The 26,080-nt window shown below is 35.8% G+C and carries 19 protein-coding genes; 4 read left to right on the top strand and 15 right to left on the bottom strand.

Translation table 11 applies throughout. The features are described from left to right. Positions 1–59 precede the first annotated feature (59 nt). The 5 genes from VB248_RS18400 to VB248_RS18380 all read right to left on the bottom strand — a co-directional run bounded on the left by VB248_RS18400 (position 60) and on the right by VB248_RS18380 (position 10,126). Positions 60–2,405, bottom strand: coding sequence for a glycoside hydrolase family 3 N-terminal domain-containing protein (locus tag VB248_RS18400; RefSeq protein WP_323298287.1), 2,346 nt, complete (start codon positions 2,403–2,405; stop codon positions 60–62). A gap of 120 nt (positions 2,406–2,525) precedes the next feature. Next, positions 2,526–4,910, bottom strand: coding sequence for an alpha-L-rhamnosidase-related protein (locus VB248_RS18395; RefSeq protein WP_323298286.1), 2,385 nt, complete (start codon positions 4,908–4,910; stop codon positions 2,526–2,528). A 101-nt stretch (positions 4,911–5,011) separates the two neighbouring features. Continuing rightward, complete coding sequence (locus VB248_RS18390; protein ID WP_323298285.1) at positions 5,012–6,325, bottom strand: PKD domain-containing protein; 1,314 nt, start codon at positions 6,323–6,325, stop codon at positions 5,012–5,014. Continuing rightward, positions 6,270–7,112, bottom strand: coding sequence for a hypothetical protein (locus tag VB248_RS18385; RefSeq protein ID WP_323298284.1), 843 nt, complete (start codon positions 7,110–7,112; stop codon positions 6,270–6,272). The genes VB248_RS18390 and VB248_RS18385 overlap by 56 nt, the downstream gene beginning before the upstream one ends. Before the next feature lie 113 nt (positions 7,113–7,225). Beyond that, a complete protein-coding gene (locus tag VB248_RS18380; RefSeq protein ID WP_323298283.1) occupies positions 7,226–10,126 on the bottom strand; it encodes a TonB-dependent receptor in 2,901 nt (966 codons plus the stop codon). Positions 10,127–10,383: 257 nt separating this feature from the next. Between VB248_RS18380 and VB248_RS18375 the strand changes: the two genes are divergently transcribed. Continuing rightward, complete coding sequence (locus VB248_RS18375) at positions 10,384–11,100, top strand: NUDIX hydrolase (RefSeq protein ID WP_323298282.1); 717 nt, start codon at positions 10,384–10,386, stop codon at positions 11,098–11,100. A gap of 162 nt (positions 11,101–11,262) precedes the next feature. Here VB248_RS18375 and VB248_RS18370 read toward each other — a convergent pair whose 3' ends face one another. Beyond that, positions 11,263–12,078 carry an SDR family NAD(P)-dependent oxidoreductase gene (locus VB248_RS18370; protein ID WP_323298281.1) on the bottom strand — a complete coding sequence of 272 codons (816 nt, stop codon included), beginning with the start codon at positions 12,076–12,078 and terminating at the stop codon, positions 11,263–11,265. Between the two features lie 22 nt (positions 12,079–12,100). Then, positions 12,101–13,108 (bottom strand): alpha/beta fold hydrolase, encoded by a 1,008-nt coding sequence (locus VB248_RS18365; protein ID WP_323298280.1) that lies wholly within the window; start codon positions 13,106–13,108, stop codon positions 12,101–12,103. Positions 13,109–13,217: 109 nt separating this feature from the next. On the opposite strand from VB248_RS18365, the gene VB248_RS18360 reads away from it, so the two are divergent. Further along, complete coding sequence (locus VB248_RS18360) at positions 13,218–13,625, top strand: winged helix-turn-helix transcriptional regulator (protein WP_323298279.1); 408 nt, start codon at positions 13,218–13,220, stop codon at positions 13,623–13,625. Positions 13,626–13,686: 61 nt separating this feature from the next. Here VB248_RS18360 and VB248_RS18355 read toward each other — a convergent pair whose 3' ends face one another. The 6 genes from VB248_RS18355 to VB248_RS18330 form a co-directional block, all read right to left on the bottom strand. Continuing rightward, positions 13,687–14,454 carry an SDR family NAD(P)-dependent oxidoreductase gene (locus VB248_RS18355; protein ID WP_323298278.1) on the bottom strand — a complete coding sequence of 256 codons (768 nt, stop codon included), beginning with the start codon at positions 14,452–14,454 and terminating at the stop codon, positions 13,687–13,689. Between the two features lie 93 nt (positions 14,455–14,547). Next, positions 14,548–15,477 (bottom strand): helix-turn-helix domain-containing protein, encoded by a 930-nt coding sequence (locus VB248_RS18350; protein WP_323298277.1) that lies wholly within the window; start codon positions 15,475–15,477, stop codon positions 14,548–14,550. 212 nt (positions 15,478–15,689) lie between these two features. Then, complete coding sequence (locus VB248_RS18345; protein ID WP_323298276.1) at positions 15,690–16,517, bottom strand: SDR family oxidoreductase; 828 nt, start codon at positions 16,515–16,517, stop codon at positions 15,690–15,692. Between the two features lie 20 nt (positions 16,518–16,537). After that, positions 16,538–16,918: a nuclear transport factor 2 family protein gene (locus VB248_RS18340; protein WP_323298275.1), complete on the bottom strand. Its 381-nt coding sequence runs from the start codon at positions 16,916–16,918 to the stop codon at positions 16,538–16,540. A gap of 71 nt (positions 16,919–16,989) precedes the next feature. Then, positions 16,990–17,973, bottom strand: a complete 984-nt coding sequence (locus VB248_RS18335) for an aldo/keto reductase (protein WP_323298274.1) — start codon at positions 17,971–17,973, stop codon at positions 16,990–16,992. A gap of 174 nt (positions 17,974–18,147) precedes the next feature. After that, on the bottom strand, positions 18,148–18,585 hold the full coding sequence (locus VB248_RS18330) for a nuclear transport factor 2 family protein (RefSeq protein WP_323298273.1): 438 nt from the start codon (positions 18,583–18,585) through the stop codon (positions 18,148–18,150). A 191-nt stretch (positions 18,586–18,776) separates the two neighbouring features. Between VB248_RS18330 and VB248_RS18325 the strand changes: the two genes are divergently transcribed. Together VB248_RS18325 and VB248_RS18320 are read left to right on the top strand one after the other, a co-directional pair. Continuing rightward, positions 18,777–19,673: a helix-turn-helix domain-containing protein gene (locus tag VB248_RS18325; RefSeq protein WP_323298272.1), complete on the top strand. Its 897-nt coding sequence runs from the start codon at positions 18,777–18,779 to the stop codon at positions 19,671–19,673. Positions 19,674–19,968: 295 nt separating this feature from the next. After that, positions 19,969–21,393 carry an ATP-binding protein gene (locus VB248_RS18320; protein WP_323298271.1) on the top strand — a complete coding sequence of 475 codons (1,425 nt, stop codon included), beginning with the start codon at positions 19,969–19,971 and terminating at the stop codon, positions 21,391–21,393. 41 nt (positions 21,394–21,434) lie between these two features. On the opposite strand, the gene VB248_RS18315 is transcribed toward VB248_RS18320, so the two are convergent. Continuing rightward, a complete protein-coding gene (locus VB248_RS18315; RefSeq protein WP_323298270.1) occupies positions 21,435–21,620 on the bottom strand; it encodes a hypothetical protein in 186 nt (61 codons plus the stop codon). Positions 21,621–21,848: 228 nt separating this feature from the next. After that, a complete protein-coding gene (locus VB248_RS18310; RefSeq protein ID WP_323298269.1) occupies positions 21,849–25,592 on the bottom strand; it encodes a M12 family metallo-peptidase in 3,744 nt (1,247 codons plus the stop codon). Positions 25,593–26,080: the final 488 nt, after the last annotated feature.

Raw genomic sequence — 26,080 nt, 5'->3', positions numbered from 1 at the left:
CAATATTGTTTTATGGCTTTCAACTAAATTGCATGAGTCCTAAAACTAAACGAAAGATTTTATTTTACTTTTAGCTTTACGTCCATCGTTTTATCAGACGAACCACCAACCATAATCGTAAAATCGCCTGATTCAATTACCCATTTCATATCTTTATCATAAAATGAAAGTAATTCTTTATCAATACTGAAAGAAACCGTTTGACTTTCGCCAGCTTTCAGCCATATTTTCTTGAAGCCTTTCAACTCTTTAACGGGTCTTGGCACTGATGAAAAATCATCTCTGATATACATTTGCACTACTTCTGCCCCGTTTCTTTTACCAATATTTTTCACATCAATATTTACGGTTACTTTACCCTGCTTATCCATTGATGGCGAAGAAAGTCTTACATTGCTATACTCAAATTGGGTGTAGCTCAAACCGTATCCAAATGGAAACAACGGCGTAACATCTAAGCCTAAATTATAGCCTCTTCGTGAACTTGGTTTATAACTATAATACGCAGGTACGTGTCCAGCACTTCTTGGAAAGCTAATGGTCAGTTTTCCACTTGGATTGATGTCGCCAAAGAGGGCATCAATCATGGCATAACCTCCTTCTTGTCCTAAAAACCATGCTTGCATGATGGCGGGTACTTTGTCTATCAAAGGTTGAAGATTCAGCGTTGTGCCACTATTCACAACGGCACAGGTAGGTTTTTGCAAAGCTGCAATTTGGTTGATTAAGTCGATTTGTCCATTGAGCATTTCAAGCGTAGATAAGTCGCCGGGTGCACCAGTATAATATCCTTCACGACTGGTAGCCTCGTTTGCTCCAACAAAAAGCACAATGACATCAGCTTGTTTGGCAACTTCTATTGCTTCCGCTATTCTTTTATCATTGTCTTGTCGAGGAACAAGCCTGATTTTTTCGGGAAAAGGACTATTTACATCTGTTAGCCTTACTCCTTCTGAATAGAGTATCTTAATCTTATCGCCATATTTTTCTTTGATAGCCTGTAGAGGAGAAATACAATTTTTGGGAGTAGAAGAATAGCCACCTAAAATACATCTATCGGCATTAGGACCAATCAAAGCGATGGTTTTAATTGCTTCTTTGTTTAAAGGTAAAAAGTTGTTCTCATTTTTCAGTAAAACCATTGATTCACTTGCCGCTTTATAGGCAACTGCTCTTTTTTGTGCATTTCCTACGATTTTTTCGGCGTAATCTGGGTCAACATAAGGGTCATCAAATAAGCCTACTCGAAATTTATTGATAAGGACTTTGCTCACAGCTTCATCCAATTCTCTTTGTGTGATTTTACCATTCACGAGATAAGTTTTCAGGTTTTTAAAACCTTCTCGGTCGGGCAATTCAATATCAATGCCTGCTTTAAATGCTAAAAAACCAGCTTCATCTACTGATGGCGTAATTTTATTGAGATTGACTAAATCGCTTACGGCGTAATAATCAGAATTTATCAGCCCTTTAAAGCCCCATTCTTTTCTAAGAATATCTGTAAGGAGTTTTTTATTGGCATGTGCTGGAATTCCCCACAACTCGTTGTATGTCACCATGATATTCATGGGTTGAGCCTCTTTTACTGCCGCTTGGAAAGGTTTAAAATAGACTTCTCTGGCTTGTCGTTCGTCCACAAAACTCGGAGCAACGTTGTTTCCTCCTTCGCTTTGTCCATGAACGCCAAAATGCTTGAGTGTAGCCGCTACGTGTTTTTTGTCTAAATAAATACTATTTCCCTGATATGCCTTTACTTGGGCTACTCCTAAACGAGCATTGAGAAATGGGTCTTCGCCCATGCACTCCTCGGTACGTCCCCAACGTGGGTCACGCACCACATCTACTACGGGAGCTAACACGTGTTGCCCCCCTCTCGCCCTGATTTCTTCGGCTACATTTGAGTAAACTTCCGAAAACAAGGCTTCATTCCAAGAGCTTGCCAATGCCATTGGTATAGGGAAGTTCGTAGCGTCTTGTACTTGCTGTCCATGTAGCCCTTCTTCGTGTACCATGACGGGGATGCCTAAACGAGTTTTTTCTACAAAAAAACGCTGTATTTTATTGTATTGAATGGCTGCTTGTTTGGGTGGTAGCGTAACATGAAAGCCCGGTAAATTGGGCGTTTTATTTTCATTGCTACGAGCAATTTCACCCAAACCTAAGCCCAAAAGTTTTGAGGCTTTTGTTTCATCAAATACCCCATTGGTGAAGACATCTGCTTTTTGAGACCAAATACATTGCAATTGCATGATTTTTTCATCGAGCGTCATTCTCGAAAGTAAGTCTTTGGCTCTTTGCTCAGGGCTTAATGCTTTATTTTTATAAGGTAACAACTGAGCATATAAATTGGATGTTAGCATCATTAAAAATGCTAACATCCAAATAGTGATTGCTTTATAATTCATTGTATAATGTTGAAGTAATAGCATAAGAAATCAACAGACATCTGATATGCTGTTGTATCATAAAAAGTACTTTTAACGATTTTGCTTATTATTCATCTTGATAGTTTTGTTTTAAAATGATTATATCTTTATGGTATTGATTCCACCTTTCAAAGGATAGGTTTTCCCTTGCCAAACAAACCGTCCTTTTGTAACCTTGGGCAATTCAATTATTGCCTTTAGTTTGTTATTGACTAATTTATAATCCACCTTTATTTTGCCATCTGGGTGTGGCATTTCTCCTTTTATTGTCTGAATATCTCCTAAATGAGGTTCAATTTTAACAGCCTTAAATGCAGGAGCGTCGCTATCAATGCCAAGAATTGTTCTGTAAAATTCAATATTCGGACTTGAACCCCAAGCATGACAGTCTGAACGAGTATTGGTCAAATCAGAAGTTTCTGCCCAAGTAGTCAATCCCATGCTGAGGTTTTCTCGCCATTTATCCAACCATTTTAAATAGTCATTACCTAAACCCGCTTTTATCAAGGCTTGATGCAGATAATATTTAAAATAAATAGAAGCTGGTGCTAATGTCTTATCGGTCAAAAGTTGCTTTGTCAAATGGGGTAAATCTTTGGTGGCAACGATTCCCGTTAAGATGGCTAAGGCATTGGTATGTTGCGAAAAAATATCTTTTTCGATACGGTCGGCAAATAGTTTTTTATCGCTGTCCCAATACTTATCTCGAATAGTTTTGGCTAATAAATCAATTGATTTTTGATAACGTAGAGCCAATTCAGGCATTCCAAATTTTGTTTCTAAATCGACCGCAATTTGGTACGCCCATAATAGCTGCAAGTCGAGCATAGCAGAATTACCGTGTGAACTTGGACCGATACCATCATTCCATTCTTTAAAATCTACCCAATCGGTAAACATCCAATAAGGTACATCTTTCAATGAGCCGTCTGCTTGTTGGTATTTTTTGAAATATTCAAAAACCTGACGAACACTTCCCATTTTAGCCCTCACAAAGTCTAAATCTGTCCCATAGCGACTATAATCATGTAAGATTCCAATATACCATAATGAAAAAGTGGGAATATACTGGGGCGTATAAGAAGGGTGACGACTGGAGGTTAGCCCTTCTGGGATTCTTGAGAAATCCATCAAATTGAGTGCATTTTTCACTAAACGGTCATCGCCTGTATTGTAAAGCGAAACCAACGCTTGGATACGCCCATCGCCAATATATTGCAATTGTTCATAGTACGGACAATCCATGTAAGTTTCTGTAGCACATAAACGAGCGGTTCGCCAGCCAATAGTCAGGAAGTTGTCTAACTCTGGAATACTGCTTTCAATTTTCGATTTTAATTCAAAAGGATAGCCTGTAAATGTGCCATAGATGTCGTTTAAAGTAAGTGGACTTTCTTGCGTTTTAATGGAAAGTTCAACATAACGATAAGTACGAAAAGTAAGCGTTGTGAATTTTTGATTATCACTTCCATCAGAAATGAGGCTATCGGTTCTACCGATAAATTTCATCCCCTCAATATCGTTTCGGTTTGCTTTTATGGGAAACTCTTTGAACAAAGCTTCTGCATATTTCATCGTAATACTTGCCTTTTTTCCACCGCTAAAAATTACGTTTGGATACGCATTGGTCAGATAACTTTGGTCCAGCATGATTCTAACGCTTGTATTTGCAGGTATGGTTATCTCTCTTTTAGTCGATGGGAAATCAGCAGGAAGTAAAACATTACCTTCCTTTTTCGCTATTTTTTGAAATCTTTCATCTCGCAACTCCATTTGAGGGATGGATGAAGGAACAAGTCGCCAACCCGTAGAAAAGCCATTATAACGGTAGAAGTTTTTAGGCATTCCATTAAATAGCTTCTGGGCATTTTGCCAATGTGCGTCATTAAAAGTTTGAGATTGCCAATTTTTAGGATGTTTTTCAAGTTGGCGAATTTCGCCAGAGCCTGCAACATAATAAGTATTAATATTGAATACCAAAGGTGCATAGCTATCGTCTTGAAGGCATTTCCAAGTTTCGTTTGTATTAAGAAAAGCCTCTTTGTCACTTGCACCCTGTAAAATAAAAGCGGTACGGAAAGTAATTTGAGCTTCGGGTCTAACTTCTCCTTCGTTCCAAACTTGGGCAGCAATGATATTATTTCCCTCTTTTAGATAAGCCGCAATATCAACGGTTTCATAATTCCAATGGTCGAGGTCGCCACGGGCAGGGCCAAGAGAAACCAGCTTTTCATTCACGAAAAGCTTATAACGATTGTCAGCAGAAACATGAATAGTGAAAGAATTGGGCTTATGACTAAGTTCAAAAGGTTTGCGGAAGTAATACACTCCATAGGCATTCGGATTGATATTTTGAGGAGTAATCCAAGACGCTTGCCAAGGTTTAAACAATAAATCAGGATTTGTATTTTGTGAAAAAAGCTGATTTACACAAATCATACAAATCAAAAGAAATGCAATGCTATATCGAGTAATTATTTTCATTGGGAGTAAATATTTCATTGTAGTAAAGCAGAGATGATAACCTGTTAAAACCTTGGACTTCCCATCGCTCTGCAATTGACAAGCCATCTTTTAGCAAAAAACTATTGAACAATAACCCTAACCCTATCCAAATTCTGGATGCGTGCAAAAGGCGTTTTACTGTCTCCATCTCTTTGTGATGCTACTCTTACAGTAGGGAAATAAGTACCTTTTGTCGTAAATTTATAAGTAATAGAAACGCTTGCTTGGCTATTTTTGGCATCAAATGTTATCTTTTTAGAACTAATCGGGAAATCTCCTTTTCCATCAAAATCCCATTCTGCCGAAACCAATTTGCCTGTGTTTTTAGGTACATCTACCACTGCGGTAAAGGTTAGGGTTTGTCCTTGTTTGATTACTTTTTTCTTCTCGCCTTTTACCGTAAGTTTTACAATTGGCTGAATGCCCTTACGTTCAGCAGTGGTGGAAGGCACGATTACTTGACCATCTTCGATTTGATAATTAGTAGAAGCTGACGGAGTAATTCCCTTTTCACACCAAGCACTCAGGTCACGCAAGGCTTGTTGCAAAACGCCTAAATAACTTACCGTTCTGGTTGGGTCTTCCTGCTTAGACAAATCGCCATGCAAAGCACGGTCGGTGTACCATAATCTGAAATTATCATCTGTTTTTTCTCCTAAATTCGCTTTTACCATATCTCTGTAAAAGTCGCCTTGCCAAGCAAAAGCCTCTCTGTCCCAAAGTGAACAAAGTAGAATCATTTTACCTTTGAATTTTCCAGTTGGTAACACTCCTGCTGCACCTCTGGTAAATAATGGGCCTAACAGAAAAGGACGTTGCGGGTAAATCGGTTTACCTTCTGCATCACGAAATTGGTCCCAAACTTTATATTCTTTACCGGGAACTTGGTGACGGTGATAAGTTTGAACAGCTAAGAAATTAGAATTGTCGATATATACTTCATCTCCAACTTTTATTTTGGCTAAAACCGACAAATCAACAGGGCCAAAAACCACTTTATCATCTTTGATACTTGCCAACTGAATCGTTTTACCAGCGGCTTCCCCTGTTTTTATGACCAAATCGCCACCCATAAAATTGACATCGGGTAGTATATCTTCAATTTGAAAAGCCACAGGCATTTTCCCTTCTACGCCTCCCATGCTTTTCCAAGCCAAATCAGCCGAACCTCTTTCTCCAGCCGTTTCAGGTTCTTTAATACCCAATTTTACGGCCTCATCAATGTTAATACCTGCTTTTATTTTGGATGTTTTCTGAAGTCTTGCCTTCAAAAGTGATGCCGTCGGATTTGCTCCTAAATACCCCTTTACTTTCCAGAAATCTTCAAAAAATTTAGCATCAGCCATTCTCATTCCTTGATACAGAGCAATGAATCCCCATAGTTTTATAGCCAAACCAAGATTGTGGCGGAAAGCCCATTTTGGTAACTTCGCTCAAGGCTTCCTTTTCTTCTGCGTTCAATCCTGCATACATATCTCCACTGCCACCTGCATCTAAGGCATCAATAATTTGAGGAAACTTATCATGTAGTATTCTCATGGCGTTCATTCTTGCAGCAAATACGTTAGGAATAGCCATTGGCGAGCCTAATACATAAGGTACTACACCATCCCACACGCCATCAGTATTTTCGATACTTCCAATAGTACGGTAAGCTCCACCACTTCCTCCAAAAGCATAGCCGTATGTACGATGAGTACCATAAAGTTTGCCTGCAACAATTTTAGAGAAAGAAGCCGAAGCGGCATTTGCCCTAAATGCTCCAATTGAAGGGTCTGAATTAAAAGATGGTTTAGCAAAATCTACTTTTCCACCTCCATTCGTTTCGATAAAGTATGCTCCACTACTAATCGAAAAACTAATTTTGTCGTCTTCTCCCTTTGCTCCTTGCGAAAGATTTTCATTATCAGGAAAAGGTGTGATATACTGAAAAAAACGACCTTGATAATTTTGTTTTTCTGGAAAATAAAAAGAGAAACGAGTTTCTGTTCCTGCAAATCCACCGTGAATATAGCGATGGCGAACGGGCGTATTACGCCATTCATCTTGGTCGATATAAGGCGATTTGAAGAGCGTATCCTTTGTGGATAATTGGTATTTAGCTTTCAAGTTGTCTTGTGCATGCACTAAACATACAACCAAACAAAGAATGGATGTTAGGAGGATTTGAGAGATTTTCATTGGCTTGAAATATGGATTATTACTCAATAATATAGTCTTAAAATTAAGTTAATCCCGTCTAAAGGATAAGTGTACATTTACTCTTATTCTTTAGACGGGATTAGGCTTAGTGCTTAGTTAAAGTTATAGCTTATCGTCAAATAAAATGCTCTTGGTTGGGTAGTGCGAGCACCCCAAACAGCATTTGGATTTGCCTCACGTTGAGCTTTAGTAAAGTTTTCAGGCATCGTACTTGCTGGAAAGCCTCCAGGAGGATACCAGCCAGTAACACCAAGTGTATTTAGCACGTTGTTGATATTAAAGTTGGCGTTGATATTTTTGGTGATATTGTATCCAAAAGCAAAATCTAACTGGTCGTAAGCTGCCATATCAAAAGCCCCAAATGAGTTTGCTGGAGACTTACCTACATATCTCCACGATAGCGAAGTATTAAATTTATCAGTATTATAACTTGGCGTAATTGAAAAAAGTACTTTAGGCGTTAAAGGAATAGACGCATCTTTGACTTCAATAATTTTATCATCAGCCTTTCCTGGATTTCCTACATCCCAAAAGCTTTTATACACAGATTTCGGGTCTTGTAATGTAAGATTCCCTCTTACATTGAAGTTAGCAGAAATTTTTACATTACTTTCCAATTCTATACCGATAGATCTTTGTTTGCTATATACAGGAGGTGTATTGTAAAAGGTGTTTGCAACTGTATCACTGGCAAAAGCAGATTCTGCTAAATTACTTGTCTGACTATAAAACGGTGTTACGAATAAGTTGAAATTATCGGTTTGTACTTTGTAACTGAGTTCAACCTGTGTCATTTTGATTGGTTCAAGATATAAAAACTCAGAAGATTCTTTTGTACGAGGTTGTGTGATTCGGCTAATATCTGGTGCTTTTTGACCAATAGAGTAACGTACATATACTGCTTGTTTGTCGTTAATCTTATAATTTAATGCACTCGAAAATGATAAGCTTTTATAAGTTCTATCATACGACCAAGGAGTTGTAGCAACTAATGACAAATTATCATATTCGGTCAATGGATTTTTGTCATAGCCACCTGCGAACAAAAGTGGAAAGTCAAGCTGACTGGTACTTTGGGCTTCGGCATTACCTACAAACTGAGTGTAATTGTATCTAAAGCCGTAATCTAAAGTAAATTTATTCCCGATGGGAGAAGTTTGTCCAAAAAATACATCCAATCTGTTATTGGTCAGTATATTATGGGCATAAAAGATACCATTATTTTTATAACCAAAAGGAGTAGTTACTTGCGTTACAGTACCATTAGGAGCGGTAATACTTACATCTAATGGCGAAGGGCGATTTTCTAATGTTGACAAATATTGTCCTGCAAATCCACTTTCATGATCTACTTTCGACCTTCCAAAATAAGCACCAAAGGTAAAGTTTGACTTACCTACTTGTTTATGAACTTCTAATTGGTCAATAATTTCATCAACATTTACATTGAGAGCATTGCCCATACCAAAAATAAAACCATTATTAGGTAGTTTGTCCAATTGGGTACTAAATACACCTCGAGCCGTTTGGGTACTTCTGTAATACTCTTCTCCTGTTAGGGCATTTTTCACACTCAACGTACCGATTCTTGGTGTACCAAACAAAGTATTTGGACTAACATTACCCCAGATTCCTGGCAAACCTGTTGCGTCAATTCCTGTTGTACCTACACCAAGTACATACTGCATATTCCATCGAGAAGATTTATTTGAGTATTTAAAGTTATTACTGATTTTCCATCCATTCTCAAAACTTTTTTCAAATTGAAGCCCAACCATCTTTTCCTTGTTGTGAATCAAATCTTTAGGATTGAAATTTACTTCTGGCCCATTAGAAAAATAACGATAATTAAACTGTGCTTCACCAGAACCTACAAAAGTGTCTGTGTCTTTAAATCCAGAGGCTATTTGAGGATTATTAAAGTTTGTGTAGGGTAAAAAATCAAATGTTCCATTGCGGTCATCAAGTAATTTGGCATATAATTTCACTTTTCCCCCTTTGAAAGTTTTCACTAAATTAGCTCTCACTTGTCCTCCGTTATTCATCGAAAATCCAGGATACCTTGCACCATCGCTTTTACGATAAAAACCTCCTACATAATAGGTCATATCTTTGTTGGCATTGAGAGAACCCCCGAAACCTAAGTCTGCTCTAAAATATGGATTTGTATTACCTTCAAATCCATATTTTAAGATAGCAGTAGCTTCAAAATTCGGACCACCTTCTTTTGATACATAGTTAAAAAGTCCGCCAGGTGCGTCAGAACCAGTAATTGACGCAGACCCACCACGCACTGCTTCAACTCTTTTGAGGTTAACATCTGCTCTCAAATAAAAATCTGGGCCGATGCCACCACCCGTTAAGTTTGAAACAGGTAAACCATCTTCTTGCATTGACACATAGAAATAACCTGAAGAATTATCGTTTCCTACTCTGTTTACGGTAGGTGTTCCCCTAACGGTTACTTGGTTATCGACCTCTCCAACAGATGAGTTTACAAAAACACCTGGAATATTTTTTAGTAAATCTGCGGCACTAACAGGAGCGAGAGTTCTCAGCTCTCTGGCTGTGATTGTACTGATTGCCACCGAAGCATCTATCCGTTTTCGTTGGTCAAAAACACCTGTTACAACTACTTCTTCTAATGCAGCCTCTGTTTCAACTAAAGTAATTTCTACCTCTGTGCTTTGAGGTACTCTTACTGTCACTTCTTTGGTTGCATAACCTACAAATGAAACAGAAAGCTTAACTGTACCAGCAGAAAGTTTGTCTAAAGAAAAACGACCATCCTGCCCACTGGTTGTTCCTTTTGATGTTCCTTTGACAACAACGGATGCTCCAATTATTGCACCGTTATTCTTGTCAATAACTTTACCCCTAAGCTGTTGAGCAAAGGAAGTGCTTGCGCTCACCAATAAAAGCATAAGTGTAAAAATTAACACTCCTTTGGTGCTTCTTTGTGCAAGTACACTACTGTAATTATTCTTTTTCATAAAATATATTGTGATTGATTTAATACAGATAAGCACTTATCTGCATAGACGAATTTGATTATTTCATGACAAAGTTATACAATTATTTTATAATTAATAAAATATATACAATATAAATAATAATATTTATACATTATATTTAATAGAATATGTTGATTAAAATGAATAATTTTGGCGACATAAAAAGTGACAGTAAAGCAGAGTCAGGTCTTTTGAATAAAGACTTGACTCTGCTTTACTGTAAATAATTAAATACAATGGATATACAGAATTTTATTAATCAACTATCTATCGACTGCGTGATATTTGGGTATGAGAATCAACAATTAAAGGTTTTGTTGTCGAAGTCAAAGTTTAAAGGGGATTTTTACACTCTTCCGAGTGGATTTATTTTTCAAAATGAGGATATAGAAGAGGCGGCTCAACGTGTTGTTCAAGAGCGAACAGGTATCACAGATATATACTTGCAACATTTTAATGTATTTGGTAAAGTAAGTAGAAAAAGAGAAGAGTTTTTGGAAAAGCTAATCAAACTGAATTATTCAGAAAGTGAAGACCAACAAAGGCAAAGTGATATTTACCAATGGTTTACTAAACGATTTGTTTCTATTGGCTATTACTCTTTGGTAGATATTCAGCAAGTAACGCCGCAGCCATCTGATATAGACGAGTCTATTGGTTGGTATCCTGTAAAGGATTTCCCTACTCTTATTATGGATTACAACGAGGTTTTGGAAAATGCTTATTTATGCCTCCAATCAGACATTCAAGATTTGTCAAACATATATCATTTATTACCTGAGCAATTTACAATGAAAGAGGTTCAGGATATTTATGAAACTATCACAGGGAAATATTTTGCCAGAACAAATTTTCAGAAAAAAGTACTCGACTTAGATGTTTTAGAACGCTTAGATAAAAAGTTTACTGGAGCTAAAAATAAAGCTCCTTACTTATATAGGTTTAAAAAATAGTAGGTTGAAATCGGGCAAGTCATCAGCATTTATTTTATATTGTTTCTAAAGGATAATTAAAGTACTTTGAATATATACCTTTAGCTGTAAGAAAACAAAATAGCTTTGAGCCACAAGCTCAAAGCTATTTTGTTTTCTCTGTTTTTAAATAAGAAATTGCTACTATCCATGAGCGGCTTCTGATAAATCACTCAATTGCTCCCACTCGGCAATGCGACCTGCATATACTTGTTTAACCCACGGCAAAGCTGTTTTCCCAAAGAAAGCACGAAGTGGTGGGTTTTCAGCATCAACTATTTGCAAAATTGCTTCTCCCGTTGCTTCTGGATTGCCATTAGGCATCGCTTTGAATTGTTCATAAACAACAGATTTCAGTCCGTCATAAACGTCAATAGACTTACTTGTTACGCCCGAAGCTCCAGAGAAATCAGTTGCATAAGCAATTGGTTCAATCAAAGTTGTGTGGATGCCAAAAGCTTTGATTTCAACTGCCATACTTTCACTAATGGCTTCAATCGCCCATTTGGAAGCATTATAAAGACCCAAAAGTGGAACAGTGGCAATCCCTAAAACACTGGATACTTGGATAATATGACCAAATCCTTGATTTCTCATGACTGTAATAGCGGCTTGAGTCATCCATAAAGTACCAAAAACATTCGTTTCAAATTGGTCACGAGCTTCTTGTTCACTTGCTTCTTCTACTGTTCCAAATAAGCCATAACCAGCGTTGTTAATCAACACATCTAATTTTCCAAAATGTTGTTGAGCTTTGCTTACAACCTCAAAACACTGTGCTTTATTAGTAACATCTAATTGAAGTGCAAGTACTGAATTGCCATATTGAGCTACCAAATCGCTTAATGATTCTGTATTTCTGGCGGTAGCGACTACCTTATCGCCTCTTTTTAAAAATGCTTCTGCCCAAATTTTCCCGAATCCACGAGATGCTCCTGTAATCAAAATTATTTTGCTCATGATTGTTGAAGTTTATTTATAACTAATTTTTAAGAAATGTATTGATATAACCTGTTGATAATTCTGGATATTGAAACTGTGGTGCATGACCAGCTACGGGGAAGGTAATCAGTTGCAGTGATGGTGCTTTTTTCATTAATGGATACCAGTTTTCTAAAGCAAAAGAAATATCATGGTCTCCTGAAAGTACTAATACGGGGGTTTTTAGGGTAGCATAAGCCTCTCTAAAATTATCTTTGTCGAGATGAATCGCTTCATTTGAAGCAAAATAACGTCCAAATAATTCTTGGGTTGCTGGAACTTTAGAAACGTCCATGCGTTGCATGATCCTTTTAATAGATGCTTGGGCAGATGCTACACTCGCCTCTGATTTTGGTTCGAAAAATAATACGACAAAATCATTAAAATCATTGCTTGGCTTTAATGCTCTTTCTAAAAAGGCAGGCTCAAAAGGTACTTCATTTTTTCCCATTGGGTTACTGCCAATAATTACTGATTTAAGTACTCTTTTTGGATTTAAGAAAGTAACATATTGTGCCACCCAGCCGCCGTAAGACCAACCCATTACGTTGAATTTGTCGATTTTCAGATAATCGGCTATTTTAGTTACTTCGGCTGCAACATCTTTAATATCAGTAGGTAACGCTCCTTCTGAATAACCTATGCCAGAATAATCGAAAATAATTACGGTATTTTCTTTGGCCAATAAATCAAGAAACAGTGGGTCCCAAGTATCTAATGTTCCTCTGAAACGGTTGGCTAAAATGATAGGCGTTCCTTTACCAAATTTGCGATAGGCTATCTTTTTGCCATCAATTGAAGCATACTGAGTTTTTGTGGTTAAAGCATTTTCAATCATATTATTTTTGGATTGTTGTGAAAAACTGTTGTAACTGAATAGACTGGACAACATGAAAATGATTACTAAAGGCATAAGGATAGCGATTACCTTATGATTAAAATATATAGGATAATTTTGGGATGCTTTATGCGATGATACAGCATCAGATTTTACATTTTTATGACTCATCGTTGTTTAGTTTTAAAATTACTTGTAAATTTACTTGCTTTTTGCAAGTGACATCACAAAGGTAGAGTAAATCACTTGTATTTTGCAAGTGATTTTAAATATATTTTTTATGGCTAATACAAAAAAAAGATCGGAATGCCCTATAAGTAATTCGTTGGAAGCATGGGGCGACAAATGGTCGCTGTTGATTATCAGAGATTTAATGTTTAATGGCGTGTGTACTTATGGGGATTTCATGAAGTCTCCAGAAAAAATTGCTACCAATATTTTAGCATCAAGATTGCTGGATTTAGAAGAAAATGGAATTATTACGAAGGAAATACATCCAGAAAATAGAACTAAATTTTTATACAAACTGACAGAAAAGGGGGTAAATCTATTTCCACTTATCGTAGAAATAAATTTATGGGCTGAAAAATATTACCCTGTTCCAGAAGAAAGAAAAGAAATGTTAGAGGAAATTCACAGAGACAAAGAGGCTTTTATAAAAAACGGAATGGCAAAACTTAAAGAATAGAAAAATCCCAAATTTAATAATTTGGGATTCAGCAAGGATGTATCTAATGAGGTTGCGACTTTTAAATATAAAATCCTCCTGTAACTTCAATACGTTGAGCATTAATCCATTTTGATTGCTCAGAGCATAAGAATACGATTACGCCACCGATGTCATCAGGTAATCCTACTCTACCTAAAGCAGTCTGACTGGCTAAATATTCACTAAAATGACTATTATCTCTTACTGCACCACCACCAAAATCAGTTGCAATTGCTCCCGGAGCTATTGAATTAACTCTGATTTTCTTAGGGCCAAATTCTAATGCTTGATAACGAGTTAGAGCGTCGATTCCCGCTTTCATAATCGCATAAGCAGACCAGTTTGCCAAGGTAAAACGAGCTAAACCAGTGGATGTATTCACAATACTTCCTCCTTCGTTAATGAACGGGAGTAACTTTTGCGTAAGGAAAAAAGGTGCTTTTAGGTGAGTAGTTGCCATTTCATCATAGGCTTCTTCTGTCGTTTCTTCAATAGAAGCGTAGTAGCCTGTGCCTGCATTATTCACTAAGGCATCAATTTTTGATGCACCAAAGTCATTTGCTAAAACACCTTTCAATTCAGCAATAAATCCATCAAAAGAAGCTACTTTTCCTAAATCCAACTGAAGACTTGTTGATTTTCTTCCAAGGGATTTAATTTCATTGACCACATTTTCTGCCGCTTCTTTATTTGACTGATAAGTGATAATAACATCGAAACCATTGTTAGCCAATTGAAGTGCTGAATCTTTACCAAGTCCACGACTACCGCCTGTTAATAAGACGATTTTATTTGCATTGTTTGCCATTGTTTTATGTTTTAAAATTACAATGCAAAGTTGAGCATAGTCAGGTGATAAGTATTTGCGATAATCAAAGTGATATTTGCAAAAATCAAACAACTACTCTCTAAAGGTCAAAGGCGACATTTGGTTATGTTTTTTGAAAAAGTTAGAAAAATGAGCCACCTCATCAAAACCCAAGGTGTAAGCAATTTCTGAAATATTCCAATGCGTTTGTTTCAATAATGCCTTTGCCTCTTGATTGATTCTGCTGGCAATGATTTCCCCAGTTGTTTTTCCTGTCGTTTCTTTCAACACTCGATTAAGGTGATTGACGTGAATGCCCAAACTATCGGCATACTCTTTTGGGGTTTTTAATACCAACATTTGTGTGGTATTTTCTATCGGAAATTGACGTTCTAACAGTTCAATAAATAAAGATGTTATTCTGGCCGAAGCCGTTTTGATATTTCCAACAGGAGCAATGGGTTTTAGTTTTTGACCAAAATGGATAAGTTCCATTAAATAATTGCGTAACAAATCATATTTATATTCGTAATCTGAGTTGATTTCAAGGTGCATTTTATCGAAAAGTGCATTAATTTGCTCAAACTGCTCTTTGGTCAACTGATACACAAAATCACTTTGACTGGAGAAAATAGGAAGATTGTCAATCTCTAATCCAACTTTTGATTTAGCTAAAAACTCTTTGGTAAAAACACAGAAATGTCCCGCTTGATTATTGTCTTGGGGGGTGTAATTATAAGGAATCTTAGGCGTTGCAAATAAAATTCCAAACTCCTGTACTTCGATAGTTCTATCGGCAAATTCTACTTTGTTTTTGCCGGCAATCAAACTTATCTTGTAATAGGTTCTTCTATTATAGGGCATTTCTGGTTTGCCTTTAGTTGCTTTATACATTTCGGCCACATCAAAAACATTAAAATGCCCAATATCTTTATTGACATTTGCACTCAGAATACTATCTAAATCTGGATTATTTCCTCCCAGAATTTCTTCATAAAACTGTTTTATTGTTATTGAGCTCATCAGTATATTTGTAAAATTCAAATATAAGTGTTTATTCCAAGAGTAGCTTATTTTAGTTGATATGGTTTACAGATAATTTTTATTATCGAGCATAAAAAGAAAATTACTTTACTCACTGTAGTTCATGGCATCACCTTGATTTGATAAACTTTTTTATTTCTTACAAACTTGGGGCTTAATTATTAGAGTAAATTTTAAAAGAATATTAACTGCTACAAAGCTATCAACCCCATCTTCATCGCCGCAATTACGCCACCATCCATCAAAAAATCGCTTCCTGTTACAAAGCTCGAATCAGGGCCTAAAAGATAATGGGCTAATGTAGCTACTTCATCTACAGTACCTACTCTTTTAGCCGCAGAAGCCGTAATCATGGCACGGTAGCCATCACCAATAGGAGAGTCTAACTCGTGTTTTGCTAAGGCAGTTAAAATGATACCCGGGCTAATAGAATTTACTCTCGCACCCCTTTCACCCCATTTGATACTCTCGGCTTGAATACGGAGATGATTGGCTCTCTTAGAGAGGCAATACGCATAAGTAGTATTGGGTACATTAGCAGGCTGCAATACAGGCAAGCTAAGTAATTCATTGGCTGGCGTAACTGCAAGAGCCTTGTTTGTTTCCGCTCCTAAATCTGGAATCATGTGACCAGCCATACTTGAAATATGGATACCTGCACCACCTTCGGCAATCACCTTTCCAAATTCTTCCAATACATAAACCGCACCCACTAAATCAACCTCCAGTAATTTTTCGACCGATGCCATGTTGGGTGAAAGGCCTGCGGTATTGACTACTTGTAAGACATTTCCTAAGCTTGTGGCTTTGGCTACCAATGCTTCTACCGAACTAAGCGAAGTAACATCTGTTTGTTGGGTTTCTACTACGTAGCCCGTATCTTCTAAGTCTTTGGCTGCTTGTGCCAATAAATTGTTACTGATGTCGGCTAATAAAACTACTTTTCCTGCACCTTCACGTCTGGCGATTGCCATTCCAATACCACCTACGCCAATGATTACTAAAACATTTGATTTCATAATTTGCTTTTTGTTAATTTTTAAAATGTTGAGGCAACGGAGCTTAGGATAATCCAAGCTCCATTGCGTTTTTCTAACTTCATTTTTTGTTGCAAACGCCAAGTATGTCGGCTTCCCCAAATTCTTGCATCTACCAAATCTTGAGTAAGTACTTCTGCTGTGTTGCCATTCACTTTGATAGTATGGTTCACTTCTTTGGCAGAATAGTACTTCATGCTTTCTCTGGCAACTTCATCAAACCATTCTGCTTTTGGCTGTACATAACCCGTCATGTGTGTGAGGGTATAGTTTTTATCAAGAATTTTGTTCATGGCTACCGTGTCACGGGCAATCATTAGTTCAGCCAATTGCCTCACTACAGCCATTACGGCTGAGTTTTCATCCTCTATATTATTTTGCATAGCAAACGAGTTGTTTTGTGTACAAGCCGTCAGGCTTATAAAGCAGTAAATGACCAATAGATGCTTCATGATTATTTGCCGACTCTTGCTTGTAATGCAGCTGGGTAGCGGTCGCCCACTATTTTAATTTCTTCCAGTGCGTTCTGTATTTCTTGTAAATCGTTGGCAGACAATGATACATTTACTGCACCCACATTTTCTTCCAATCTGTGAATTTTTGTAGTACCCGGAATCGGTACGATGAATGGCTTTTGAGCCAACAACCAAGCCAAGGCAATTTGGGCAGGGGTGGCGTTGTTATCTTGAGCAATTGTTTTCAATAAATCAACCAACGTCTGATTCGCCTTTCTGTTTTCTTCTGTAAAACGAGGGACGATATTACGAAAATCTGTTGGGTCGAATTGGGTGGTTTCATTGATAGCACCCGTTAAAAAGCCTTTTCCCAGTGGACTAAAAGGGACAAATCCGATTCCTAATTCTTCCAAGAGCGGAATGATTTCATTTTCAGGCTCACGCCAAAACATAGAATACTCACTTTGCAACGCCGTTACGGGCAAAACCGCATGAGCCTTACGAATACTTTGTACACCTGCTTCACTCATGCCAAAATGTTTTACCTTACCTTCTTGGATTAACTCTTTGACAGTTCCTGCTACGTCTTCTATCGGAATATTAGGGTCAACACGGTGTTGGTACAACAAATCAATCACATCTGTTTGTAGATATTTCAAAGAATTTTCTACCACCGCTCTAATATTCTCAGGGCGACTATCCACTCCTTTCGTAGCATCGCCGTCCTTAAAACCAAATTTGGTAGCAATCACAACGTCCTGTCTGAACGATTTAACCGCTTTTCCTAAAAGTATTTCGTTACCTCCTTGGCTGTATGCTTCTGCGGTATCGAAAAATGTAATGCCTTTATCATAAGCTTTTTGAATCAAAGCTATGGCATCGTTTTCGTTGGTTGCGGGGCCATAGCCAAAAGTTAAACCCATACAGCCCAAGCCTATTTCGGATACTTCTAATCCGCTCTTTCCTAATTTTCGCTTATTCATTGTTTTGTTAATTTTTGTTTAGAATGTAATAGCTATGGATTTTAGAATAATCCCTTTGCCCTTACTTTTTTTTGAGTTGTATCGTTTTCTGGAAATGCTAACTGCCATTTTTTCGGATAAAAAAAAATTGACCGACAAATGGGGCTTTGTCTCCTTCAATTTTTTCGGAGATATTTACTTACTTTCTAAAACAGTAGCGTGCATTGCTAACACTGTCCATGGTTTTTGGGGATTGGGTCTTGTAAATACCTCAATATAAGAAAGTGGCAAAATGATTTTATTGCCCGAAACTGTTACTGTAAATTTCCCTTTTCCTACAACAGTAGCCGTATTGTTGACAACCGTAGCAAGGCTTTCGGACACATCAATGCTATTATGAACAAAGTTGCCACTGCGAAGCACAGTAATGTACTGCTTTTTATACTGACTACTTCCGTCACCACCAACGACAACGAATTTCTCATCAAATACTTTTTCGAGTGAATCAATCTGATTTGTTACCTCCCAAGTAAAGATTTTTTCAGAAAGTTTAAGAATATCCTTTTCAGCTCTTGTTTGTGAAAACGATTGAAAACCCATTAAAAGGCATACGATTAAAAGAGATTGTTTCATGGTAAAATATTTTTATTCCCGTTTGAACTGTGTCAACGTCTTAATGACACCACAAAATTCCTTCTTAATTATTTTCAAAAAGTATATAGATTACTGATGTTCATACCATCATTACTGATTCAAGTGTCAGCGTAAATTTTATCAGTAATCTTCGTGCTATATTTACATCAAAAGGTTGAAACATTAAGGACATGGAGCATATTATAAAGCTTGAAAAAATTTCTCAATACAATACGCTAAAGGGCGTAGAAACAAAGCATCCGCTGATAAGCGTTTATGATAATTCAAAGACAAAAGCATTGCCCAATCATTGTCGTTTGCATTTTGGTTTTTACGCTATTTTTTTGAAGGAAATACACTGTGGAGAATTGAAGTATGGACGCAACAGTTACGATTATGAGGAAGGCACACTTGTATTTTTTGGACCGGGGCAAGTTGTAGAAATTAACAATGAAGAAAATTATCAACCAACTGGTTTGGCACTAATTTTTCATCCTGATTTGGTAAAAGGAACAGCCCTTGGGAAGCAGATGAACCAATACTCTTTTTTCTCTTATGAATCACATGAAGCCCTTCATTTGTCATTGAGAGAACAACAAATTATCAGAGATTTGTTTGGTAAACTTGAGTATGAGATAAGTCAAACGATTGATAAACACAGCAAAAGAATCATTACAAACAATATAGAATTACTGCTGAATTACTGTGTTCGTTTTTATGACAGACAGTTTATCACTCGTGAAAACATTAATAATGATGTACTTTCAAAATTTGAGCATTTGTTGCATAACTATTTTCATTCAAGCACTGTACATGAATTAGGGTTTCCGTTAGTGGGATATTTCGCCAATCAGTTGAACCTTTCGCCTAATTATTTTGGGGATTTAATCAAGAAAGAAACTGGGAAAACAGCTCAAGAACACATTCATTTAAAATTGATTGATGTAGCCAAAGAAATGGTTTTTGATACAGAGAAATCTATTAGCCAAATAGCTTTTGATTTGGGTTTTAAGTACCCACAACATTTTATCAGAATGTTTAAGAAAAGTACAGGGTTTACACCAAATGAATATAGAAGTTTGAACTAAATCAAATTATTTTATACAATCACAAGATTATGGCAAGAAATATTGTGTATTTAAGGGTCTCAGCCATCGACCAAGACCTTGAAAAGAACAAAGCCCAGATTTTGTATTTAGCAATTCCTTGATTTGATTGGCACTGAGGCTTTGTAGAAAATTTCAAGAAAGATTAAAAAACTTTCTAAATGAAATTAAATTCAGCCAAAATATTGACAATAGCCTATTTTTGGCTGTAAATATATTTATTATTAGCCAAAACAACCTTTTTTAGTTATTTTTGGCTGAAAATAAAAATAAGGCAATGAAATTAATTGGTAGAGTTAGAGAAGTTCAAAAAATTGACAAATTGATGAGTTCTGCTCAATCTGAATTTTTGGCGGTTTACGGCAGAAGAAGAGTAGGCAAAACGTTTTTAATTAGAGATTACTTTAAAAACGAGTTTGACTTTTACGCAACGGGACTTGCCAAGGGCAATACCAAACAGCAATTAACTAATTTTACTATTTTTATCAATAACTACTTCTCAGGTTCTCATGCTGTTCCTTCCAATTGGTTAGAAGCATTCAATCTTTTAATTAGGGAGTTAGAAAGTAAAAAAACTACATCAAAAAAAGTAATATTTATTGATGAAATGCCTTGGATGGATACCAAAAAATCTGATTTTATGATGGGGCTTGAGTTTTTTTGGAATGCTTGGGCAAGTGCCAGAACCGATGTTTTACTGGTCGTTTGTGGCTCTGCGGCTTCTTGGATGCTCAATAATTTAATTAAAAACACAGGAGGTTTGTACAATAGAGTAACTGAAAGAATTAAGCTTGAACCATTTAATTTACAAGAAACTAAAAGCTATTTTACACAGAAAAATATCGTTTTAGACCATTATCAAATTATTCAATTGTATATGGTAATGGGAGGAATTCCCTATTACTTAGACCAAGTAGAGGCAGGAAAAAGTGCCATGCAAAATATTGAAGATTTGTGTTTTAGAAATGACGGAAAACTTAAAACCGAGTTTAGTTATATCTTTTCTTCTTTATTTAGAGATGCCGAAAAACATGAATTAATCTTAAAAACACTTTTTGAAAAGGGCGGGTCTTTAACCAGAGATGAATTAGTAAAATATACAAATATTGCCTCTGGAGGTACTATGACCAAAACCTTAAATGAATTAGAGGAAAGTGGATTTATTGCTAAACTTCCTAAGTTTGGGTTAAAATTGGCTAATTCAGTCTATTGTATATCAGACTTTTATACGCTTTTCTATTTTCGATTTATTGATAAATCAGGTAAATATGAGCCAAACATTTGGTTGAATAAAATAGATAATCCAGCCTTTAGAACATGGTCGGGACTTGCATTTGAACAAGTTTGTTTTGCCCATATTCCACAGATTAAAAGAGCATTGAATGTTGGAGGTGTAGCCAGTGAAACATATTCTTGGCGAACGAAAGGAGAAGGAGAAACAAAAGGAAGTCAAATAGATTTAGTAATTGACCGAAGAGACCAAGTGATAAACCTTTTTGAGATAAAATTTTCAATCAATGAATTTGTAATTACGAAAGAGTATGATGCAAAATTGCGACAAAAAATCCAATCTTTTAAAGAAGCAACCGCTACCAGAAAATCTATTTTTTTGACCATGCTGACTACTTTTGGTGTAAAACCCAATGAATATTCAAATTCGAGCATCCAAAATGAATTAACAATGGATGCTCTGTTTGAATGACATTTATAAAACTTATGACAGTAGCCTATCTGTTAGGATTCTTAGTTTTTCAAAAAGGGTAAAATACTTGCCCAAGTTGCAGGGAAGTTTTCATTATGACCACCGTGTCCTGTATTTGGGATAATACTATGTTTTACTTGGTTAGAAAAACCAAATGGATAGAAAACCTCTGATGCTTCTTGGAGCAAGACAAGTGGAGAAGTCCACGGCTGTACAGGAACTATCAATATTCTAAGATAGCCCTAAGCCATTATGAATTTGTATATACTTATTCATCTAAAAATTCTCAAAAATATACTTTGTTTATTATACAAGTATTTTATACAAATGAATGCTTTCTAAACAAATCTTTATCGAAATTTTTGCGAATCCAAAATTGTATAAATAAACGTCCATTTGATTGGACTTATTTTAAGTTAATCAAACGGATAATTTATTTAATAATACAATGTTCGTTACTTCAATACTATTTTAGTAATACCTTTCTGCTCTTTTTGTTGAAATTTTAAATAGTATGTTCCCCTACTTAGTCCATCTACTGGAATTGTGGTCTGTTTAATAAATGTGTTTGACAGCACTTCTCTCCCTAAATCATCATAAAGATAAAATGTTGTGTATCCTTCCATGTCTGTTTGGACTTGAATTATACCATTGGCTGGATTAGGGAAAACCTTAAAGTCTTTGCTGGGTTCACTCTGATTACTTAAAATAAGCTCTACTTTAAATTCAATTTGAGATTTTGTAATACAACCATTTATATCTGTAACGCTAACTTTATAAATGCCTCCATCCTCAATTTTAACACTCTTTAGTATGGGGTTTTGTTCAGTAGAGATATAATTATTGGGGCCATCCCAACGATAGGAATTTCCACCAGAAGCAGATAATTGAACATCTGAACCTGTATAAATAATTCCTCCTGTGGTATTTGAAGAAATTGAAGCTTTTACAATAGGATTAGGATTAATGATTACTTCAACTGAATCTTTGGATATTGTTTTGGGCGAAGAACTTTCTATTCTTAAATAATATTTTCCTTCGGGCAGAGATTTAGATAATGAAAAATAAAAGCCTTTGTCCTCATTTACTTTAGTAAAAGATATAGGCGTATTAACTTTATTTGCTGATACATATACTTTAAACTGATTGTCACTATCAAACTGACCAGCAATTTTTGGACTTGCTTTTATGCTATCACCCTGACAAACTTGTTTTTTACTGACATTCCCAATTGTTAGAACTGGTAAAACTGTTACTTTCAAATCCATTTCTTTACTTACGCAACCATCATCATAACATTGGGCTGTATAAGTTGTATTAATTTTTGGGGAGATATTTAATACATTAGTTGATAGTTTTAGTTGATCTTTTACGCTTTCATTAGCATTTTGCCAGTTCCACATTACATTTTTACAGCCTGCGGCTACCAGTAAGTTATTTTCTCCAAACTCCATTGTTATTTTCTCAGCCGATAAATCTGGTTTTGTAACTGTTGTTTCGCAAGGATTAAAACGAAGTAGTCCGAAAACATTGCTAAACCATATTTTTCCAAAATTGTCAATATACATTCTTTCCGTAAAACTATAATTGGCTAAGGATGGAAGTTCACCTAAATTTTTCCAATTTACATGGTCATATTTTAGTATTCTTGCATTATCGGCCAAATAAATATTATCATGTTGGTCAATCCCAAGCTTATTTGGATTTGAAACCAATGAATTATTATTGTCAAATACTTTCCAAGTAGTACCATCAAATTTTATTAATGATTTGATACCGTTATTAGATACAATAGCCCATAAATTACCCTTAGAATCTAATTTTGATTCTTCAATATAATTTCCCAATATAGGTATGTTCTCTTTGTTAAAGACAGTATAAGTCTTCTTATTCAAATCATAACGCCAAAGCTCCCATGGTTTTGTTGAAGAATCATTTATTTGATACCAAGCATAATCACTGTTCCAACCCATGAGTGAAAAGTACTTATCACTAATATTAAGTTTTAATATTGTTGTGATTTGCCCATCAATGATACGGGATAGTGTATAGTTACCTCCTTCATAACCAAAAATCAAATTATTTTTGATGTCAGCAAACATTAAATAAGTGTTTTCTGGATTACTAATGTCTAATTCTGTGATTTTCTTACCTGTTTGTTGATTCATTTGAATTAAAGAATAGGCGGTTTGTGCAAAAGCTCCATTATAAGCTTTAATTTTACTGGTAATATTCATAACCCAAAAAGAATTATCGGAGTTGTTAGTACTTAATCCTAATATTCGGTTTCCGATAGATCCATTCGTACTATTTCTATCTAAAATATTGGTTGTTAAACTATCACCACTAATCTGAACTACGCCTCGACTATTCTCAATAAACATACTGTTTGTGCCAACAGTAAAAGATCTGACATCACGTGCAAAAGTTGGGGTTTTATCGTTATTAAAGAAAGACCATTGATTCGAAATTTTAGCATTACCTGTTCTAAACTTTCGGTTGTGTTGAAATAAAACGCCTATTGGCACATTTCTCGAATATTCATATCCGTCTCCTTGTTTGTATATTTCTTCAACTCTTACAAAATAATCAGTATTAGGAGATAAATTTTCTGCCATATATACATAGTAATTGCTCGGATGTTGAGTGGGTAGGAAGCTTTTAGTTTGAACCACAACTGAAAAATCTTCTTTTAGTGAAATAGTAAACCTTATTGTAGCTCCAGCAATATTAAGGTTCCCGAAATATCCAATAGGAAAAGTTAAAGGAAGATTTACGCCATTATTAGGTAGGCTAATTACCTCTTCTCCAGATTGTCGAAGCCACATTATATTTATTTCTGACCAAGCACTTTTAGTAGTTTCTCCAACAGCCCTTACTCGCCATAAAAGTGCTTCATAATAGGTCGTTTTAAAGGTAAACTCATTCGTGGTTACAGTTTGTTTTTGTATAGGATTTTTAAAGAATTGGTCATAGTATGAAGTAACTTCCACTTCATAAGATTTCGCAAAAGGAACAGTAGAAAATCTCAGTGTAAGCATATCATTTCGGACTAAATTAGCTGCCTTATGTAAAGGGAATGTCAAAGTCGGTGGCAACAAAGTAGCATCAGGAATAAACAAAGTATTGACATTAGACCAAGCTGATTCTCCAAAACGATTTATGGCTTTCACTCTAATAAAATATTGTTGATTATTCTTGAATGCTTTAAAATTATAAGCATTAATAGTAGAAGAATCAGACCACAGTTTGGTACTAAAGTCTGCCATTTGAGAAATCTCAACCTGATACTTTTCTGCGGATGGTATTGATTCCCACGTAAATATCGTATTATTCTCAAAAGTAGATAATGATGGTAATACAGGTACAGCAGGAATAGTATTGACTCTTTGGAAGGAATAAGCCGCATGGTTTTGCATAACTGCCTGACAAAGAGGATGAAATGTTGGAATATAAATATTACAATAGCTCATAATACTCCCTCTGATGGCCTCAATTGCATCTTGATAGCAATTTGATTCTGCCGGATAACAATAATCTATTACACCACCAGGCCATGCACAGTTTTGGGTATGTGGAGAACCAAAGTTATGTCCTAATTCATGTGCAGCCACTATGATTCCATTGGAGTTTCCGTCGTCACCTAACGGAACTACACTTTCTCTACCACCAAGAAAAGCGACACCTCCAGCCCCTGTAAATTCTTTACTAACCATATACATTACCTTGTCGTAGCGAGAACTTAATGGCTTTAGTGCATTATTGTTTTCCCATGTATCAGAAAGGGTATAAAGCAAATTTAAAATATTATTAACGCCTCTGTAAGGGTCTTGAGTAGGATCTTTCCAAATATGAATATAGGTCACTACTAATTGGGTATTGATTTCATTTTCATAGATTTTAGAAACTCGCTCAATTTGTTTATAAACTTCATATTTAATAAAAGTTGTGTCTCTATTAAACTGTTCGTAGGTATCAGAGTCAATCTCTACTGCCATTCTACAAAAATATAATTCTTGTGTAGCCACACGAGCGGAAGCACGTTGTTTTAACCAGATAGGTGCCATTTTCATTTGCTCAAGAATTTCTTTAGATAACACAGCATCATTGACTCCACAAGAAAACGATTGATGTTGGTCTTGAGCAAAAGAAAAAAAGGTGTTGATGCAAAGAAGTAAGAGTAGTAAACCTTTTTTCATTTCTGTAAAGTATTATAATAAAACAGTTAGTATGATTTTTTTAAAAGTAACTTTTTTATTTATTACACTAATTAAAAACATCAAATACTTTTATCAGAACTTATTATACGGTAAAATCATATTAATAATGTAGCATTATAGTTAGTAGTATCACAACACTTTGGATTAAATCATACGTGTAGCCCTGAGTATAAAATGTGACATAGAATGCAATAAAATGTAGCGATATGAGAGTGTTTGCTAAACTATTTAATGAATGATTTAAACCAACTAAAGGAAGGATACCATAATTTCTGGTGATATTTTAGTCTGACCATCAGCATGCTTTATACATTTATTGAAAAAATCAATAGTGTGTCTTGGTCTCATGACACTATCCCATATTTTGTGTAAGTTGTTTTTTGAATTTCAATTGTTTTTGATTCTTTGGTCAAAAATAAGGTAAAATTGGTTGATAATAATTCCCCAGTTCTGGATTGGTTTTGTCC

Source organism: Arcicella rigui, assembly GCF_034929435.1.
In the GTDB taxonomy this organism is placed as follows: Bacteria; Bacteroidota; Bacteroidia; order Cytophagales; family Spirosomataceae; genus Arcicella; species Arcicella rigui.
Note: the sequence above shows the minus strand (reverse complement) of the source record. Positions and strands in the feature narration are given on the sequence as shown.

What these genes read in the sequence shown, in the direction of transcription:
- VB248_RS18400 (WP_323298287.1), bottom strand. Translation starts at nt 2,405, where the DNA reads ATGAATTATAAAGCAATCACTATTTGGATGTTAGCATTTTTAATGATG.
- VB248_RS18395 (WP_323298286.1), bottom strand. Translation starts at nt 4,910, where the DNA reads ATGAAAATAATTACTCGATATAGCATTGCATTTCTTTTGATTTGTATG.
- VB248_RS18385 (WP_323298284.1), bottom strand. Translation starts at nt 7,112, where the DNA reads ATGAAAATCTCTCAAATCCTCCTAACATCCATTCTTTGTTTGGTTGTA.
- VB248_RS18380 (WP_323298283.1), bottom strand. Translation starts at nt 10,126, where the DNA reads ATGAAAAAGAATAATTACAGTAGTGTACTTGCACAAAGAAGCACCAAA.
- VB248_RS18375 (WP_323298282.1), top strand. Translation starts at nt 10,384, where the DNA reads ATGGATATACAGAATTTTATTAATCAACTATCTATCGACTGCGTGATA.
- VB248_RS18370 (WP_323298281.1), bottom strand. Translation starts at nt 12,078, where the DNA reads ATGAGCAAAATAATTTTGATTACAGGAGCATCTCGTGGATTCGGGAAA.
- VB248_RS18365 (WP_323298280.1), bottom strand. Translation starts at nt 13,108, where the DNA reads ATGAGTCATAAAAATGTAAAATCTGATGCTGTATCATCGCATAAAGCA.
- VB248_RS18360 (WP_323298279.1), top strand. Translation starts at nt 13,218, where the DNA reads ATGGCTAATACAAAAAAAAGATCGGAATGCCCTATAAGTAATTCGTTG.
- VB248_RS18355 (WP_323298278.1), bottom strand. Translation starts at nt 14,454, where the DNA reads ATGGCAAACAATGCAAATAAAATCGTCTTATTAACAGGCGGTAGTCGT.
- VB248_RS18350 (WP_323298277.1), bottom strand. Translation starts at nt 15,477, where the DNA reads ATGAGCTCAATAACAATAAAACAGTTTTATGAAGAAATTCTGGGAGGA.
- VB248_RS18345 (WP_323298276.1), bottom strand. Translation starts at nt 16,517, where the DNA reads ATGAAATCAAATGTTTTAGTAATCATTGGCGTAGGTGGTATTGGAATG.
- VB248_RS18340 (WP_323298275.1), bottom strand. Translation starts at nt 16,918, where the DNA reads ATGCAAAATAATATAGAGGATGAAAACTCAGCCGTAATGGCTGTAGTG.
- VB248_RS18335 (WP_323298274.1), bottom strand. Translation starts at nt 17,973, where the DNA reads ATGAATAAGCGAAAATTAGGAAAGAGCGGATTAGAAGTATCCGAAATA.
- VB248_RS18330 (WP_323298273.1), bottom strand. Translation starts at nt 18,585, where the DNA reads ATGAAACAATCTCTTTTAATCGTATGCCTTTTAATGGGTTTTCAATCG.
- VB248_RS18325 (WP_323298272.1), top strand. Translation starts at nt 18,777, where the DNA reads ATGGAGCATATTATAAAGCTTGAAAAAATTTCTCAATACAATACGCTA.
- VB248_RS18320 (WP_323298271.1), top strand. Translation starts at nt 19,969, where the DNA reads ATGAAATTAATTGGTAGAGTTAGAGAAGTTCAAAAAATTGACAAATTG.
- VB248_RS18310 (WP_323298269.1), bottom strand. Translation starts at nt 25,592, where the DNA reads ATGAAAAAAGGTTTACTACTCTTACTTCTTTGCATCAACACCTTTTTT.